General features: G+C 65.2%; 19 protein-coding genes and 1 other RNA gene. 19 read left to right on the top strand and 1 reads right to left on the bottom strand.

The annotated features are described in order from the left end of the window. Positions 1-69 precede the first annotated feature (69 nt). Positions 70-1,632: an alkaline phosphatase D family protein gene (locus tag FHW81_RS01540; RefSeq protein WP_003104245.1), complete on the top strand. Its 1,563-nt coding sequence runs from the start codon at positions 70-72 to the stop codon at positions 1,630-1,632. A gap of 36 nt (positions 1,633-1,668) precedes the next feature. Then, positions 1,669-4,011: an endonuclease/exonuclease/phosphatase family protein gene (locus tag FHW81_RS01545; RefSeq protein WP_003104243.1), complete on the top strand. Its 2,343-nt coding sequence runs from the start codon at positions 1,669-1,671 to the stop codon at positions 4,009-4,011. A gap of 316 nt (positions 4,012-4,327) precedes the next feature. Here the strand turns inward: FHW81_RS01545 and FHW81_RS01550 are convergent, their stop codons facing one another. Further along, positions 4,328-5,002 carry an XRE family transcriptional regulator gene (locus FHW81_RS01550; RefSeq protein WP_134288004.1) on the bottom strand — a complete coding sequence of 225 codons (675 nt, stop codon included), beginning with the start codon at positions 5,000-5,002 and terminating at the stop codon, positions 4,328-4,330. Between the two features lie 240 nt (positions 5,003-5,242). On the opposite strand from FHW81_RS01550, the gene FHW81_RS01555 reads away from it, so the two are divergent. From FHW81_RS01555 to FHW81_RS01635, 17 genes are all read left to right on the top strand, one after another. After that, positions 5,243-5,599, top strand: coding sequence for a helix-turn-helix domain-containing protein (locus FHW81_RS01555; protein WP_003094467.1), 357 nt, complete (start codon positions 5,243-5,245; stop codon positions 5,597-5,599). Between the two features lie 2 nt (positions 5,600-5,601). Continuing rightward, on the top strand, positions 5,602-6,036 hold the full coding sequence (locus FHW81_RS01560; RefSeq protein ID WP_015649675.1) for a hypothetical protein: 435 nt from the start codon (positions 5,602-5,604) through the stop codon (positions 6,034-6,036). After that, positions 6,036-6,458, top strand: a complete 423-nt coding sequence (locus tag FHW81_RS01565; protein ID WP_134288005.1) for a hypothetical protein — start codon at positions 6,036-6,038, stop codon at positions 6,456-6,458. Before FHW81_RS01560 ends, FHW81_RS01565 begins: the two co-directional genes overlap by 1 nt. Continuing rightward, complete coding sequence (locus FHW81_RS01570; protein ID WP_134288006.1) at positions 6,451-8,520, top strand: DNA-binding protein; 2,070 nt, start codon at positions 6,451-6,453, stop codon at positions 8,518-8,520. The genes FHW81_RS01565 and FHW81_RS01570 overlap by 8 nt, the downstream gene beginning before the upstream one ends. Positions 8,521-8,534: 14 nt before the next feature. Continuing rightward, positions 8,535-9,287, top strand: a complete 753-nt coding sequence (locus FHW81_RS01575) for an AAA family ATPase (RefSeq protein WP_023102198.1) — start codon at positions 8,535-8,537, stop codon at positions 9,285-9,287. Further along, positions 9,284-9,931: a hypothetical protein gene (locus tag FHW81_RS01580; protein ID WP_004365128.1), complete on the top strand. Its 648-nt coding sequence runs from the start codon at positions 9,284-9,286 to the stop codon at positions 9,929-9,931. The genes FHW81_RS01575 and FHW81_RS01580 overlap by 4 nt, the downstream gene beginning before the upstream one ends. 100 nt (positions 9,932-10,031) lie before the next feature. After that, complete coding sequence (locus tag FHW81_RS01585) at positions 10,032-10,445, top strand: hypothetical protein (RefSeq protein WP_134288008.1); 414 nt, start codon at positions 10,032-10,034, stop codon at positions 10,443-10,445. Next, on the top strand, positions 10,408-10,719 hold the full coding sequence (locus FHW81_RS01590) for a hypothetical protein (RefSeq protein WP_134288009.1): 312 nt from the start codon (positions 10,408-10,410) through the stop codon (positions 10,717-10,719). The genes FHW81_RS01585 and FHW81_RS01590 overlap by 38 nt, the downstream gene beginning before the upstream one ends. Positions 10,720-10,732: 13 nt before the next feature. Then, positions 10,733-11,350 carry a DUF3164 family protein gene (locus FHW81_RS01595; RefSeq protein WP_023107237.1) on the top strand — a complete coding sequence of 206 codons (618 nt, stop codon included), beginning with the start codon at positions 10,733-10,735 and terminating at the stop codon, positions 11,348-11,350. A gap of 1 nt (position 11,351) precedes the next feature. After that, positions 11,352-11,660, top strand: coding sequence for a hypothetical protein (locus FHW81_RS01600; protein WP_134288011.1), 309 nt, complete (start codon positions 11,352-11,354; stop codon positions 11,658-11,660). 2 nt (positions 11,661-11,662) lie between these two features. After that, the gene (locus FHW81_RS01605; protein WP_003099423.1) at positions 11,663-11,944 is read left to right on the top strand and encodes a hypothetical protein; all 282 of its coding nucleotides are present in this window, start codon (positions 11,663-11,665) and stop codon (positions 11,942-11,944) included. 1 nt (position 11,945) lies between these two features. Continuing rightward, positions 11,946-12,155 (top strand): hypothetical protein, encoded by a 210-nt coding sequence (locus FHW81_RS01610; protein ID WP_134288012.1) that lies wholly within the window; start codon positions 11,946-11,948, stop codon positions 12,153-12,155. Continuing rightward, positions 12,155-12,226: hammerhead ribozyme type II (locus FHW81_RS01615), an RNA gene on the top strand. The genes FHW81_RS01610 and FHW81_RS01615 overlap by 1 nt, the downstream gene beginning before the upstream one ends. 5 nt (positions 12,227-12,231) lie before the next feature. After that, positions 12,232-12,903, top strand: a complete 672-nt coding sequence (locus FHW81_RS01620) for a DUF7168 domain-containing protein (protein ID WP_003094515.1) — start codon at positions 12,232-12,234, stop codon at positions 12,901-12,903. 12 nt (positions 12,904-12,915) lie between these two features. Continuing rightward, complete coding sequence (locus tag FHW81_RS01625; protein ID WP_134288013.1) at positions 12,916-13,212, top strand: hypothetical protein; 297 nt, start codon at positions 12,916-12,918, stop codon at positions 13,210-13,212. Continuing rightward, positions 13,209-13,610: a gp16 family protein gene (locus FHW81_RS01630; RefSeq protein WP_134288014.1), complete on the top strand. Its 402-nt coding sequence runs from the start codon at positions 13,209-13,211 to the stop codon at positions 13,608-13,610. The genes FHW81_RS01625 and FHW81_RS01630 overlap by 4 nt, the downstream gene beginning before the upstream one ends. Further along, positions 13,603-14,052, top strand: a complete 450-nt coding sequence (locus FHW81_RS01635; RefSeq protein WP_031806171.1) for a Mor transcription activator family protein — start codon at positions 13,603-13,605, stop codon at positions 14,050-14,052. Before FHW81_RS01630 ends, FHW81_RS01635 begins: the two co-directional genes overlap by 8 nt. Position 14,053: the final 1 nt, after the last annotated feature.

Consider the following 14,053-nt stretch of genomic DNA (forward strand, 5'->3'; position numbering starts at 1 on the left):
TCCCCGTAACGCCCCTGTCAACTTGCCCCGGTAAACCGGACCTTCGTGAAGCCTGCGGAGAACTCCGGTATGAGTGGGATGGACCTCAAGCGCCGTCGCGTCGTGCAAGGCCTGGGCGCTGGACTGCTGTTGCCGGCGCTGGGCGCGCCGGCGGTGATCGCCTCGCCCAGGGCGCGGCCGAAGCTGACCGATGGCGTGCAATCCGGCGATGTGCAGGGCGACCGCGCGCTGGTCTGGAGCCGCACCGACCGCCCGGCGCGGATGATCGTCGAATGGGACACCCGTAGCGTCTTCAGCGAGCCGCGTCGGCTGGTCTCGCCGGTCACCGACGAGCGCCTCGATTACACCGCGCGCATCGACCTGCGTGGCCTGCCGGCCGACCAGTCGATCTTCTACCGGGTGCGCTTCGAGGATGCCCGCGACGGCAGCCTGAGCAAGCCCTGGTTCGGCCACCTGCGCAGTGCGCCGAGCGAGGCGCGCAATATCCGTTTCGTCTGGAGCGGCGACACCTGCGGGCAAGGTTTCGGGATCAATCCGGATATCGGCGGCATGCGTATCTACGAAGCCATGCGCCGGCGCCAGCCGGATTTCTTCCTGCACAGCGGCGACACCATCTATGCCGATGGGCCGATCCCCGAACGCATCGAGACCGAGAGCGGGCGCATCTGGCGCAACCGGGTGACCGAGGCCAAGAGCAAGGTCGCCGAGACCCTCGACGAGTTCCGCGGCAACTACCGCTACAACCTGCTCGACGACAACCTGCGCCGCTTCAACGCCGAGGTGCCGCAGATCTGGCAATGGGACGACCACGAGACCACCAACAACTGGTCCTCCAGCAAGCAGCTCGACGAGCGCTACCAGGTGAAGGACATCGACGTGCTGGCGGCCCGTGCACGCCAGGCGTTCCTCGAATACGCGCCGCTGCGCTTCCAGCGCCAGGGGCGCGACGGGCGGATCTACCGCAAGGTCGCCTACGGCCCTTTGCTCGACGTGTTCGTCCTCGACATGCGCAGCTACCGCGGCGGCAACAGCGCCAACCTGCAGGCGCGGCGCAGCGCCGCCACCGATTTCCTCGGCCGTGAACAGTTGCAATGGCTCAAGCGCGAGTTGCGCGGTTCGCGCGCGCAGTGGAAGGTGATCGCCGCCGACATGCCGATCGGCCTCTGCGTGCCCGATGGCAAGGACGCCCAGGGCCGCGACCGCTGGGAGGCCATCGCCAACGGCAACGACGGCGCCGCCCTCGGCCGCGAGCTGGAGATCGCCGACCTGCTGCGCTTCGTCCAGCGCGCCGAGGTGCGAAACACCGTCTGGCTGACCGCCGACGTGCATTACTGCGCAGCCCACCACTACAGCCCGGAGCGTGCCGCGTTCAAGGACTTCGCGCCGTTCTGGGAATTCGTCGCCGGGCCTCTCAATGCCGGTAGTTTCGGACCCAACGCGCTGGATGGCACGTTCGGCCCGCAGGTGATGTTCCAGAAGGCCCCGCTGGTCCAGAACAGTTCCCCCTTCGCCGGCTACCAGTTCTTCGGCGAGGTGGAGATCGATGCGCAAAGCCGCGCGCTCACCGTCACCCTGCGCGACCTCGACGGCGAGCCGGTGTTTTCCCAGGAACTGCAGCCCGACGGCGCCTGAGCCGCGGCGACCCCATTCCGATAAAGGAGTATCCCGATGCACCCCTTGCGTAACGCCGCCCTGCTGGGCGGCCTGGCCCTGCTGGGCCTGCCGGTGGCCAACGCCGCCGAGCTGATCATCTCCGAGTATGTCGAAGGCAGCGGCAACAACAAGGCGCTGGAGTTCTACAACAGCGGCAGCCAGGTCCTCGACCTCTCCGCCTACCGCGTCGAGTTCTATTTCAACGGCGCCAGCGCGGCGGGCCGCAGCATCGACCTGAGCGGCAGCCTGGCGCCGGGCAAGACCTTCGTCCTCGCCAACGGCGTGGCCGACCCGGCGTTGCTGGCGCTGGCCAGCCAGCGGGTGGAAGGCAGCTGGTTCAATGGCAACGATGCGGTGCTGCTGCGCCGGCGCAGCGGCGAGATCCTCGACAGCCTCGGCCAGGTCGGCTTCAACCCCGGCACGACCTGGGGCAGCGGCGATGTGCAGACCCTCGACCGGAGCCTGGTGCGCAAGGCCGACATCCGCGACGGCGACAGCGATCCCAGCGACGCCTTCGACCCGGCGGCGCAATGGCTGGGCTACCCGCGCGACACCTTCGCCAACCTCGGCCAGCATGGCGCTGGCGAGCCCGGCGGCGGCGAGGAGGCCGGCCTGCGACCGATCCACGAGGTGCAGGGCGCCGGCGCCGAAAGTCCGCTGGTGAACCAGCGGGTCGCCATCGAGGGCGTGGTGGTCGGCGACTTCCAGAACGCCAGCGAGCTGAAGGGCTTCTACGTGCAGCAGGAAGATGCCACGGTGGACGGCGACCCGGCGACCTCCGAAGGCATCTTCGTCTACGACGGCGGCAACGGCAGCGACGTCAAGCTCGGCGACCGCGTCCGGGTGACCGGCCAGGTCCGCGAGTTCAACGGCCTCACCGAGCTGGTCGGGCCGCTGCAGGTCAGCGTCCTGGCGAGCGGCGTGGCCTTGCCGACGCCGGCCGGCATCAGCCTGCCGCTGGCCAGCGCCGATGCGCTGGAGCGCTACGAAGGCATGCGCGTGCAGCTCCGCCAGACGCTGACCGTCAACGAGGTCTACAACCTCGGCCGCTACGGCGAGGTCCTGCTGTCCTCCGGCGGCCGCCAGATGACTCCGACCAACGTGGTGGCTCCCGGCGAACAGGCCAAGGCCATGCAGGCGCGCAACGACCTCGACCGGATTCTCCTCGACGACGGCCGCAGCGGGCAGAACCCCGACCCGATCCGCTACCCGGCACCGGAACTGAGCGCCTACAACAGCCTGCGCGTCGGCGACCGTACCAGCGCCATCGACGGCGTGCTCGACTACTCGGCCGGCAGCTACCGTATCCAGCCGTTGCAGACGCCGACCTTCGAGGCAGCCAATCCGCGTCCGGCCCAGCCGGCGGTGGAAGGGCGCCTGCGGGTGGCCAGCTTCAACGTGCTCAACTACTTCAACGGCGATGGCAAGGGCGGCGGTTTCCCCACCTCGCGCGGAGCCAACACGGCCGAGGAGTTCCAACGGCAGAAAGCGAAGATCGTCGCGGCGATCCTCGCCTCGAAGGCGGACATCGTCGGCCTGATGGAGATCGAGAACGACGGCTACGGCGAGTTCAGCGCCATCGCCGACCTGGTCAACGGCCTCAACGCCAGCCTACCCCAGGGCCAGCGCTATGCCTTCGTCAACCCGAACCGGGCGAAGCTGGGCAGCGACGAAATTGCCGTGGGGCTGATCTATCGCGGCGACAAGGTCCGCACCTATCGATCCGCGGCGGTGCTCGACAGTTCGGTGAACCCGGAGTTCGACGACACCCGCAACCGTCCGACCCTGGCCCAGACCTTCCAGGAGATCAATGGCGGCGAACGCCTGACCATCGCGGTGAACCACCTGAAGTCGAAGGGCTCGGCCTGCGACGGCGACCCGGACACCGGCGACGGCCAGGGCAACTGCAACCTGACCCGGGCGCGCGCCGCCCAGGCCCTGGTGGACTGGCTGGCGGGCGATCCGACGGGCGCCAAGGAGCCTGATCGCCTGATCATCGGCGACCTCAATTCCTATGCCAAGGAAGACCCGGTGAACGTCATCCGCAGCGCCGGCTACACCGACCTGGTGGCGCGTCAGGCGGGCGCAGGAAAGGGCTATTCCTACGTGTTCTCCGGGCAGTCCGGCTACCTTGACCACGCCCTCGCCAACGCCAGCCTGGCGCGCCAGGTACGCGGCGCGGTGGAGTGGCACATCAACGCCGACGAGCCCCGGGTGCTGGACTACAACGTCGAGTTCAAGACCCCTCGGCAGCAGGACAGCCTGTACAACGCCGAGCCGTACCGGGCCTCCGACCACGACCCGGTGGTGATCGGTATCGACCTGCGCCGGGTGGCGATGAAGAAGCACCGCAGGTAGGCAGCGGATAGCGCCCGTGGCGTTGGTCGCCATGCAGAAAGGCCACCCTCGGGTGGCCTTTCTGCATGGCACGTGGGCCTGTAGGGCGAATAACCGCTTGCGGTTATCCGCCGTTGTGGCGGGATCTCGGCGGATAACGCCGGTGGCTGTGGGGAGGTGACTGTTTTGACACATGCCAAAAGAGGGAGGAGTAGGCTAGAGCCCCTATAGCACTAGGGCTCCAGCCGGAGAGGCACCGTGCGGGTGTTTGAAAAATATCGATCAGGATTGAGCAAGGACTGCAAAATATTGATCGTTTATTGACACCGAATGAGCTTCAAACCATCCAGTAGCTGGCCCAAACCACGCGCCCGACAATATCCAGGTCTTGTAACTGATCTTTGGGGACAGTCATTTCTGTGTACGCCCGATTCTCGCTTATGATCGCAATCGATCCGTCAAACCTACGCTGTAGGCGCTTGGCATACAGGTGATCCTGGAGGCGGATGACGTAAACAGCCTCGTCCCGTACCTCTCGATATGTGTGGTCAACCAGGACGGTATCCCCATCGGACAACAACGGCTCCATTGAGTCGCCGCCAACGCGGACAGCTGAGAGGTTATCGGTGTCGAGCCCCTTCTTTCTCAGGCTGTACTTGGTAAACGCCAGCTTCGTCAGTTCTCGGGCTCCCTCTGTCCAGGAGCCATGCCCCGCGCTTACCTTCGTGTCATACAACGGGATGTAGGCATAGTCGGGGGCCGCTGGGCTAGCAGCCTCCGGGGACTCGCCCCCCGTACTTCTCGATGCACTCTGTTTGCCGGCGATCAACCAATCCAAGGATACGCCTGCCGCCTCCGCTATAGCCGCACAGCGGGATGCCTTTGGCTCGCTATCACCTGTGAGGTAAGCCTCCAAGGTGCTTCGGGGGATAGCCGTTTTCCGGGCAAGGCTATCACCGTTTCCGACTATGTTTGCGCACTCACGAATGCGGGCCGCAAGGCTGTCTGTCATTTCGCTTTCTCACCTGAGGAATACGAAACCTGGACGAAACTAGGTTTCTGATTTCGCATTCCGAAAAAAACCATACAAATCAACGTAATAGTCAATTTCGGAATCTCGAATGCCGAAATTCAGCAAACGAAATTCCGTTTTCGGTTGATCGGCATTCCGAAAACGACTATGTTTATGCCCTAAGTCACGTTAGACAACCCAAGTAGTCGCCCTGCATGGCGGCTGAAATGGAACGTAGGCATGAACAGAACCGAAATCCCCCGCGACAACAACGTCCGCTGGGAGTGGATCAAATACCAGCTCCGCGCCAGGGGTTCGTCCCTGGCCGAGGTGGCCCGCTCCCTCGACGTATCCAGCCCGGCAGTCAAAAACGCCAAGCTGAATCCCTACCCTCGGGTAGAGCGCGCCATCGCTGCTGTACTCGACCTCAGCCCCCTAGTGCTGTGGCCTGAGCGCTGGCTCGACGACGAGAATCCGAAGCGGCAACGGCCGAATCGTTCGGAAACCCTCAAGGCATATGACAGTGTCATATGCCGATCCGGGAAAAATACCAGATACGCTGACCAAGCGCAGCGTAAAGCCGACGCGGGGGCTTGAACATGGCCCGCCGCAAAGACGACCGCACCCTGGACATCTTCGATGTTCCGCAGCCAGCCCGCGCTATACCCGGCGAGTGCAACTATGCCGCGCAGGTCAGCGAGCTGGTCAGCGAAATTCTGAAGGCCGCCAACCTCGACCGTTACGAGATTGCCGCCCGCATGTCGCGCCTCTCCGGCGATGACGTGAGCAAGAACATGCTCGACGCCTGGTCGAGTCCCGCCCGAGTTGATCACAACTTGCCTTTCTACCGCGCCGCCCTCCTGGAGGACGTCTGCGCGAGCCACCTGCTGACCAACTGGCTGGTCGATGTGCGGGGCGGCCGCGTGGCCTATGGCCGAGACGCACTGCTCGCCGAACTGGGCCGCCTGGAGCGGACCCGCGAGGAAGCGGGTCGGCAGGCGCGTGAGCTGAAACGAATCCTGGGGGAGCCGTGATGACAAACACCGACCTCAAACCGCTGTTCGACAACCTGCGGAACGCCACCGAGTTCTTCAACTCGGTCGATGGCGACCTCGCCTCGATCTGCAACGGAACCAAACAGATTGCAGCCGAATGGCTGGAAACTGCCGCGCTCGCCCTCGGCGACGCCCTGATCGCCCAGTGCGAAGCGGTAACGCAGGAGGACTCAGTTGACGGGAGGCCTCGCGCTATCGAGTGCCCAGTGTGTGGGGAACAGGAACTGATGCCGGGCAACCTTTGCGCCTGCGGATATGAAACCGATCCGGCAGCCGGTTGCGCATGTCCCGAATGTGACGGATCAGGCGACGGTTGTGTCGGCGAGGTCTGCCGCGAATGCGATGGCAGTGGCTGGTTCGTACGTCCGACCGCGAAGGACGACGGAGGCGACCATGAGTGAATGGTTCAGCGCCCAGCAGCTAGCCGGCCTGCCAGGCCTCGGCTCGACTGATCGAGCTATTCAACTACGCGCCAAGAGGGAGGGCTGGACCAGCCAGCGCCGCGTCGGCACCAAGGCCATCGAGTACCACGTTTCGGCCCTGCCGAAGGAAACCCGCGCCGCGCTGCTGAACGCCGCCCTGGGCGAGGTGGCCACCAAGGTCGTCCGCCAGGAGACGCAGCTGGCCCTGGTCGAAACCAACCGCCAGCAGCTGGTCGCCGATGCCCGGCAGGGGGTGCTGCACGCCCTGGACCTGATGATGGCCCGCACCGGCTACAGCCGGAAGCGCTCCATTACCCTGATGCTGGACATGGCGCGCCTCGGCCAGGTCGAGCCGCAGCTGCTCGCCATGCTCAAGATGGCCCGCGATCCTCGCGGCCGCCCCAGCGCGGATGGCCTGCCGAGCGTTCGCAGCCTGGAGCGCTTCCTGGACCAGGCCGAGCGTGGCGCCCTGGTGCCGAAGGTCCGCCGCCCGGACATGAGCGTTCCCGACTGGGCGCCTGCCTTCATGACGATCTACCAGGGGCCGGAGAAGCGCAGCGCCCGCGCTGCCCATGCACTGCTGGAGAAGCACTGGCAGGGGCAAATGCCCAGCCTGGACCAGGTCTATGCGTTCCTGCGCAAGGTGGGCAACGTCAGCCGCGAGGTCGGGCGCATGGGTGAGCATGAAATCAAGGCGCTGCGCCCGTTCATTCGCCGCGACTTCACCAAGCTGCTGCCGACCGACGTCTATTCCTGCGACGGCCACACGTTCGACGCCGAGGTCCAGCACCCGATGCACGGCCGGCCCTTCCGGCCGGAAATCACCACCATCATCGACATCCGTACCCGTCGAATTCCGGGCTGGTCCACCGGCCTGGCCGAGTCGGCCCTGGTGGTGGTCGATGCCCTACGTGACGCCTGCACCAAGGGCGGCATCCCGGCCATTTTCTACGTGGACAACGGCTCGGGCTACGTCAACCACATGATGCGCGACGAGGCGGTCGGCCTCATGGGCCGCCTGGGCATCGATATGAAGAACAGCCTGCCCTACAACAGCCAGGCGCGGGGCGTGATTGAGCGCGTCCACCAGAGCCTGTGGATTCGGGCCGCCAAGGAACTGCCCGGCTACATCGGCGCCGACATGGACCGCCAGGCCAAGCTGGCCACCTTCAAGCTGACTCGCCGGGCCATTGCCAAGGGCGGCACCATGCCGCTGATGTCTTGGGAATCTTTTGTCGCGTTCTGCGAACAGCAGATTGCCGAGTACAACGACCGGCCGCACAGCAGCTTGCCGCGCATCGTTGACCCGAACACCGGCCGCCGCCGCCACATGACCCCCAACGAAGCCTGGGCGCTGCACGAAGCGGAGGGTTTCAGCCCGATGCGCGTCACCGACGACGAGGCCCGGCCGCTGTTCCGACCCCAGGTGCTGCGCACCGTCCGCCGCTGCGAACTGGAGTTCATCGGCAACCGCTACTTCGCCCGCGAGCTGGAGGAATTCCACGGCGACCAGGTGGCCGTGGGCTACGACATCCACGACGCCAGCAGGGTGTGGGTCTACGACGGCGAGGGCCGCTTCCTCTGCACCGCAGAGCTGAACGGCAACAGCCGCGACTACATGCCAGCTTCGTATGTCGAGCGTGCCCGCGAGAAACGCGCAGAGGCCCGCGAGAAGCGCGCCCTGGCTCACCTCGACGAGATTCGCGCCGAGCGTGACGGCGGGTATGCCCTGGAAATGGATGCGCCGCTGTCCATCCCCGGCCTCGGCACGATCACCCCCGAGCAACTCCGGTCGCGCAGCGCCGCGACCCTTGAAGTGCAGGCCGAGCGGATCGATGAACCGCGCCCGACCGCAGCCACCACCCAAGCCACCACCGCCCAGGTCTTCACCCTGCCGACCGCTCCCGCCCAGCGCTACCGGCAGTGGTGCGAGCTGGCCGAGCGGCAACGCTCCGGCCTGCCCATCGAGCCGGACGCCGCCCAGTGGTTCGAGGTTTACCCCAAATCCAAAGAATTCGCCGCCCAGCAGCGGCAAGCATGAAAGGAGCTGTATTCATGACCACCCCGAAAACCACCCAACTGGCCAATGGCATGGCCGACATCGCCAACATCGCCCTTTGCGATATCGCCCTGGAGAAAGCGCTGTCGCGTACCTCCACGTTGCCCGGCCTGGTCTGCTTCTACGGCCCGTCCGGCTTCGGCAAATCCGTTTCGGCCGCCTGGGTCGCCAATCGCCGCCGCGCCTACTACGTCCAGGCCAAAAGCGTCTGGACCCGCAAGCACACGCTGAAGTCGATCCTGGGTGAAATGGGCATCAAGCCGGCCGGGACCATCCCGGAAATGGCCGACCAGATCGCCGAGGAACTGGCCGCCAGCGGCCGCCCGCTGATCATCGACGAAATGGACCACCTGGTCGCCGCTGGCCAGGTCGAGCTGATTCGTGATCTGTACGAGTCCAGCCAAGCCTCCATCTTGCTGATCGGCGAGGAAATGCTGCCGACCAAGCTGAAGAAGTTCGAACGCTTCCATGGCCGCGTGCTGAGCTGGGTTCCGGCCCAGCCAGTGTCTCTGGAGGACGCCCGCAACCTGGCGCCGGTCTACAGCCCCGGAGTGGCTATCGCTGACGATCTGCTCGCGCACCTGGTGAAGAAGTCCCTGGGCTCTGTCCGTCGCGTCGCGGTGAACCTGGAGCAGTTGGCCGAGGCCGCCACCGTTCAGGGCCGGCGCGAGCTGGAACTGGCCGACCTCCAGCGCCTAAACCTGGAGCTGTACACCGGTGCGGCCCCGAGCCCGAGGACTTCGAAATGAGCCTCGGCAAGAACCCGGCTCACCTCTGCATGGTCGGGGGCAAGAGCCCCCGCCAGCAGATGTGGGAAGTCATCCGGGCCAACCGCGAAGAGTTCACCGTCTACCGCGTGGCGCGCCGCTCCAACCAGCACGACAAGACCGTCGAGAAGTATGTCGCCTGCCTTCGCCTGGGCGGCTACGTCGAGGCGATCCGTGGATTCAAGCGCGGCGAAGAGGTCGTGTTTCAGCTGATCCGCGACAACGGCGTCGAGGCACCGAACCTGAACGCCGATGGCAAGCCATCCCAGCAGGGATACACCACCGAGGCGGTCTGGCGGACGTTGCGAATCCTCGGTCCAGCGACCCCGGAGCAGATCGCCGCATCGGTGGCGGCCTCGGGCACGACCGTCTCGCCCAGCACCGTTCAGCGCTACTTCATCGACCTCCAAAACGCCGGATACCTGACCCGCAACGGCCGCCATTACGCCCTCAAGCCAGGCCGCTACACCGGCCCTCGGCCGCCCATCGTCCAGCGCGAGACGCGCCGCCAGGTCTACGACCCGAACCTTGACCAGGTCATGTGGAGTTCGCACGGCGAGTACCAGCACAACCGGAGTCGCTCCAAGAAATCAGAACAGGAGGTGCCGCCATGCGCCGAACACTGATCCCCATCGGCATCTTCCTGGCCCTCGGCCTGCTGCTGGTCCTAGTCGGTGATGCCCTGCTGCCGATCCGCCGCCTCATTGCCTGGCAGTGGGGGTGCTGATGGAACGCGCAATCGATCTGTCGGCCTGGGGCGAGCGTCCGCCTGTCTTCGTCCAGCTGCTGGCCGCCGAGGTGGCCCGCAGCAGCCAGACGAAGGCCGGCGAGGCAATCGGCATGAGCCGTTCGACCGTCAGCACCATCCTCGCCAACCGCTACCCGTCGCCCTCGACGATCCGCGTCGAGCGTCGTGTCCTGGCCGCGCTGAGCCGCATTGAGTGCCCGGCCCTGGGCGAGGCGGTGACCTCGGTCGAGTGCAGCGAGTACCTCCAGCGGCCGGCGCCGCTGAACAACCCCGTCGCGATGCGCTGCTGGAAAGCGTGCCGCGCCTGTCCACGCAACCCGCATACCGCCCCCATGAAACGAGAGGAACGAGGTCATGAGAACCGCATTGCCCTTGAAAGTCTTGACGCCTGACTTGGCCCTGAGCCTGCGCACTTTCAACGATGCCGCCCGGCTGCTCCAGCGCATGGGGGTCCGCCTTCATCGCCTGGAGCCGACAGAGGGGCGCGTGACCATCGCCGCAGATGACGCCCGCCGGCTCCTGGAGAAAGGCTACCTGATGGGCTTCCAGCGCGACGCCTCGGCTGGCAGCACTCGTTACATCACCCGCTTCCAGGGCATCACCCTGGCCTGGAGCGAACCGATCAGCTACCGCGACTTCGCCGGCAGCAACCCCGTAATTCACTGAAAAGGACTACCCCATGAACGACGTACATATCCCCGAGGGCTACCGGATGGACGGGCAAAAGCGCCTGATCCCGGAGGCCACCATCAAGCCCGTTGACCTGGCCCGCGACCAGTTGGTTATGGAGCTGGTGGGCAAGGCCAAGGCAGTCCAGAGCGAGCTGGCCCGCTTCAAGGCTTCCGCGTTCGGCGACATCGACGCTTTCGTCGATCTGTCGGTCGAGCAGTACGGCACCAAGCTGGGAGGCAAGAAAGGGAACGTCTCCCTCCTGAGCTTCGATGGCCGCTACATGATCAAGAAAGCGATCCAGGAAACCATCCAGTTCGACGAGCGTATCCAGGCCGCCCGCGAGCTGATCGAGGAATGCCTTCGCGACTGGACCCAGGGCGCCAGGCCCGAAGTGGTCACCCTGGTAACCAACGCTTTCCGCACTGACACGAAGGGCGAAATCCGTACCGCCCGAGTGCTCGCCCTGCGCCGCCTGGACATCCAAGACGAGCGCTGGCTGCGAGCCATGAATGCGATTGGCGACGCCTGCCAGGCGGTGGGTTCCAAGGCCTACATCCGCGTCTATGAACGGGTCGGCGACAGCGACCAGTACCAGCAGATCAGCCTCGATATGGCGGGGGTGTGATATGGCCCGCAACCGCGCGCAACAGCTGTGCATCGTCACCTTGGACTATCAGCGTTTCCTGTTACCCCAGGCTGATGCACTCAAGCTGATAGACATCATGAGTCGAGCCGCAGAGGTTCAGGCCGACTACGCCTCTGGAGCTGGGTTCAAGTACACCGTCGGCGAAGCGCCGGAAGTCGAGTTGACGGTAGTGCGCCCCAGTCAATTGGTCATGCCGCAGGCCGAGCCGGCCCCAGCTACACCACGCACTCGCCGGAAGTCTCCGGCCCAGCTCACGCACGATTCCATTCGGCTGCTGGAGGGGCTCTGATCATGACCAAGACGTTCGCCATGTGCCGCATCGACGGCCTGATCGAGCTGCGGGAAGAGCACCCAGGCGAGGGCTATTTCGCCCTTGCCGTGGGCGAGCTGGCCAGCGTGCGGGCGGCGGTCTTTGCAACCGCTGAGCCGCACCAGGTGGGCCAGAAAGTCGCCCGGCGCGTGCCGGGTGTGAGCCCCGACGCCACCGACCGCGAGAACCTGGGTTCCATCGCCCGCTACATCCAGACCCTGGGCCAGCAGGATCGGCCCGGCTTCCGTGCGCTGGGGGTGTGATATGGCAAGGGTGATTTTCATTCTGGAAGACACGCCGAACGGCGTTTCATTGGATGTGCGCCAATCGACCAGTCTTCCGCTGCTCTTTGGCCCAGTACATCAGACCCCCGCACTTCGTCTTGGCCAGTTGCTGCATGAGCACCTGAACCTCGAAATGGCTTTGGACAAGATTCCGCCCCATCAGCAGCAGCACAGCAAGAGCACCCATTGACGCGAAACCGCCCCGGCCTGGCCGGGACGGTCTGCCGGACGTGGTGGTCCGGTACTGACGAGCAGCCGAGGAATACATGGAACCCAACAAAGCCCTGGAAAAAATCAAGAAACTGCTTCGCCTAGCAGGCAGCAGCAACCCACACGAAGCGGCGGCCGCCATGCGCCAGGCGCGGGCGATGATGGAGAAACACGGCATTGGCGAGAGCGATATTGCTCTGGCTGACGTCACCGAACACGGCACCGGTAGCGGCTCCAAACTGAAGCCCGCGCAGTGGGAAGCTAATCTCGGCGGCACCGTCGCGAAGGCATACTCCTGCAAGCTGTTCTTCGCGGCTGGCATCGGCCAATGGCGCTTCGTGGGCGAAATGGCCGAGGTGGCCAGCTACACCATGGCGATCCTGCTGCGCCAGGTGCGCAAGGCCCGCCGCGACTACATCGCCACCGAGCTTAAGCGCTGCAAGGCCTCCACCAAAACCAAGCGTGGCGACCTGTTCTGCGACGCCTGGGTGTGGTCGGTGCGTAAGCAGGTCAATCAGTTCGCCGGGAGTGCGCAGCCGTCGCTGGCAGCCGAGGCGTACATGGTGAAGCACCACCCCGACCTGACCACCGGGCAATGCACCGACCGCAGCAAGAAAGGCCCGCTCAGCAACCGCGACCTGGGCGACGTAGCCAAAGGCATCGCTGCGGCTGATGGCGTCCAGCTCAACCATGGTGTCGGCGGATCGGCTCCGCTGGCCTTGACCTGAGCGCGTCCGGCGATGACGACCGAAACCAAAGCCGAACGTCGGCGCCGGATGGCACGGGAACGCCAACGGGCGAAGCGCGAGCGCGATGCCCTGCGCCGCGCTGCGCTGGGCGGCCGCCGCTTCAACATGGACATGTACCAGGGAACGGCTGATGCACTCGATCTGATCTGCGCGGCCGGTGGCTTCGCCGAGCCGGCCGAGGCGGTCACCTTGCTCCTACACAACGTTGCCGAAATTGCTGAGCGTGACGCGTCACGTTTTGCCGAATTGATCCAAAAGAGAAGCCATCCAGAGAGGACAAAGCGATGAGCCTACGCGCCGTCAACCTCGCAAAAATCCACATCGCCAAGACCCAGCTCGGCATGGACGATGACACCTATCGCGCATTGTTGGCCCGCGTCGCGGGCGTGCGCTCTGCCAAGGACTTGGGGCCGCGCCAAGTGGGCAAGGTGCTGGCCGAGTTCCAGCGCCTGGGCTGGAAACCGAAGAGCAACCGGCAAGGCCGGGAGACGCCAAAAGTTCCGCAAAACCGGCAAACCGTGCTGCGCAAAATCACCGCACTGCTGGCCAGCGCCCATCGCCCCTGGAGCTACGCCGACCACATGGCCCGGCGCATGTTCCAGGTCGAGCGGGTCGAGTGGCTGGACGACAGCCAGCTCTACCGGCTGATGCAGGCGCTTATCATTGACAGGAGCCGCCATGAGTAGGTCTGAAGTCGATCTTCGGGAGGTCCAGGACATGCTGCCGGATACCGTCCGCGACATGGCCGGACGCATCGGCCTGCCGGCCACGCTGGTAGTAGTCGAGCAGCTCGGCGGCACGTCCTGGCGGATAGCCGAGGGCCGGGCGCGGAGGGGCGAAGCGCGCCGGGCTGCGCTGGCCGAGCTGGTGGGCAGCGACATCGAGGAGCAGCTCCATACGCACTATCGGGGCGAAGAAATTTACGTGGCTCGCTGCCACAAGGCGCTGGTACGGTGGCGCGACCTGGAGATCGTCGAGCGCTTCGAACAGGGCTTGCGTGATGGGCAAACCGCCCGTAGCCTGCTCAGCGATCTAGCCCGCCAGTACAACCTATCCGACCGCTGGATATGGGAGATTGTCAACCGGCCGAGCGAGCCGGCACCGCAGCAATCCACCCTGTTCCACTAAG

It is taken from the genome of Pseudomonas sp. RC10-4-2, assembly GCF_050433085.1.
Taxonomy (GTDB): Bacteria; Pseudomonadota; Gammaproteobacteria; order Pseudomonadales; family Pseudomonadaceae; genus Pseudomonas; species Pseudomonas aeruginosa.

Bases quoted from the DNA above. Each gene is read 5' to 3' on its own strand.
- FHW81_RS01540 (WP_003104245.1), top strand. From the start codon at position 70: ATGAGTGGGATGGACCTCAAGCGCCGTCGCGTCGTGCAAGGCCTGGGC.
- FHW81_RS01545 (WP_003104243.1), top strand. From the start codon at position 1,669: ATGCACCCCTTGCGTAACGCCGCCCTGCTGGGCGGCCTGGCCCTGCTG.
- FHW81_RS01550 (WP_134288004.1), bottom strand. From the start codon at position 5,002: ATGACAGACAGCCTTGCGGCCCGCATTCGTGAGTGCGCAAACATAGTC.
- FHW81_RS01555 (WP_003094467.1), top strand. From the start codon at position 5,243: ATGAACAGAACCGAAATCCCCCGCGACAACAACGTCCGCTGGGAGTGG.
- FHW81_RS01560 (WP_015649675.1), top strand. From the start codon at position 5,602: ATGGCCCGCCGCAAAGACGACCGCACCCTGGACATCTTCGATGTTCCG.
- FHW81_RS01565 (WP_134288005.1), top strand. From the start codon at position 6,036: ATGACAAACACCGACCTCAAACCGCTGTTCGACAACCTGCGGAACGCC.
- FHW81_RS01570 (WP_134288006.1), top strand. From the start codon at position 6,451: ATGAGTGAATGGTTCAGCGCCCAGCAGCTAGCCGGCCTGCCAGGCCTC.
- FHW81_RS01575 (WP_023102198.1), top strand. From the start codon at position 8,535: ATGACCACCCCGAAAACCACCCAACTGGCCAATGGCATGGCCGACATC.
- FHW81_RS01580 (WP_004365128.1), top strand. From the start codon at position 9,284: ATGAGCCTCGGCAAGAACCCGGCTCACCTCTGCATGGTCGGGGGCAAG.
- FHW81_RS01585 (WP_134288008.1), top strand. From the start codon at position 10,032: ATGGAACGCGCAATCGATCTGTCGGCCTGGGGCGAGCGTCCGCCTGTC.
- FHW81_RS01590 (WP_134288009.1), top strand. From the start codon at position 10,408: ATGAGAACCGCATTGCCCTTGAAAGTCTTGACGCCTGACTTGGCCCTG.
- FHW81_RS01595 (WP_023107237.1), top strand. From the start codon at position 10,733: ATGAACGACGTACATATCCCCGAGGGCTACCGGATGGACGGGCAAAAG.
- FHW81_RS01600 (WP_134288011.1), top strand. From the start codon at position 11,352: ATGGCCCGCAACCGCGCGCAACAGCTGTGCATCGTCACCTTGGACTAT.
- FHW81_RS01605 (WP_003099423.1), top strand. From the start codon at position 11,663: ATGACCAAGACGTTCGCCATGTGCCGCATCGACGGCCTGATCGAGCTG.
- FHW81_RS01610 (WP_134288012.1), top strand. From the start codon at position 11,946: ATGGCAAGGGTGATTTTCATTCTGGAAGACACGCCGAACGGCGTTTCA.
- FHW81_RS01620 (WP_003094515.1), top strand. From the start codon at position 12,232: ATGGAACCCAACAAAGCCCTGGAAAAAATCAAGAAACTGCTTCGCCTA.
- FHW81_RS01625 (WP_134288013.1), top strand. From the start codon at position 12,916: ATGACGACCGAAACCAAAGCCGAACGTCGGCGCCGGATGGCACGGGAA.
- FHW81_RS01630 (WP_134288014.1), top strand. From the start codon at position 13,209: ATGAGCCTACGCGCCGTCAACCTCGCAAAAATCCACATCGCCAAGACC.
- FHW81_RS01635 (WP_031806171.1), top strand. From the start codon at position 13,603: ATGAGTAGGTCTGAAGTCGATCTTCGGGAGGTCCAGGACATGCTGCCG.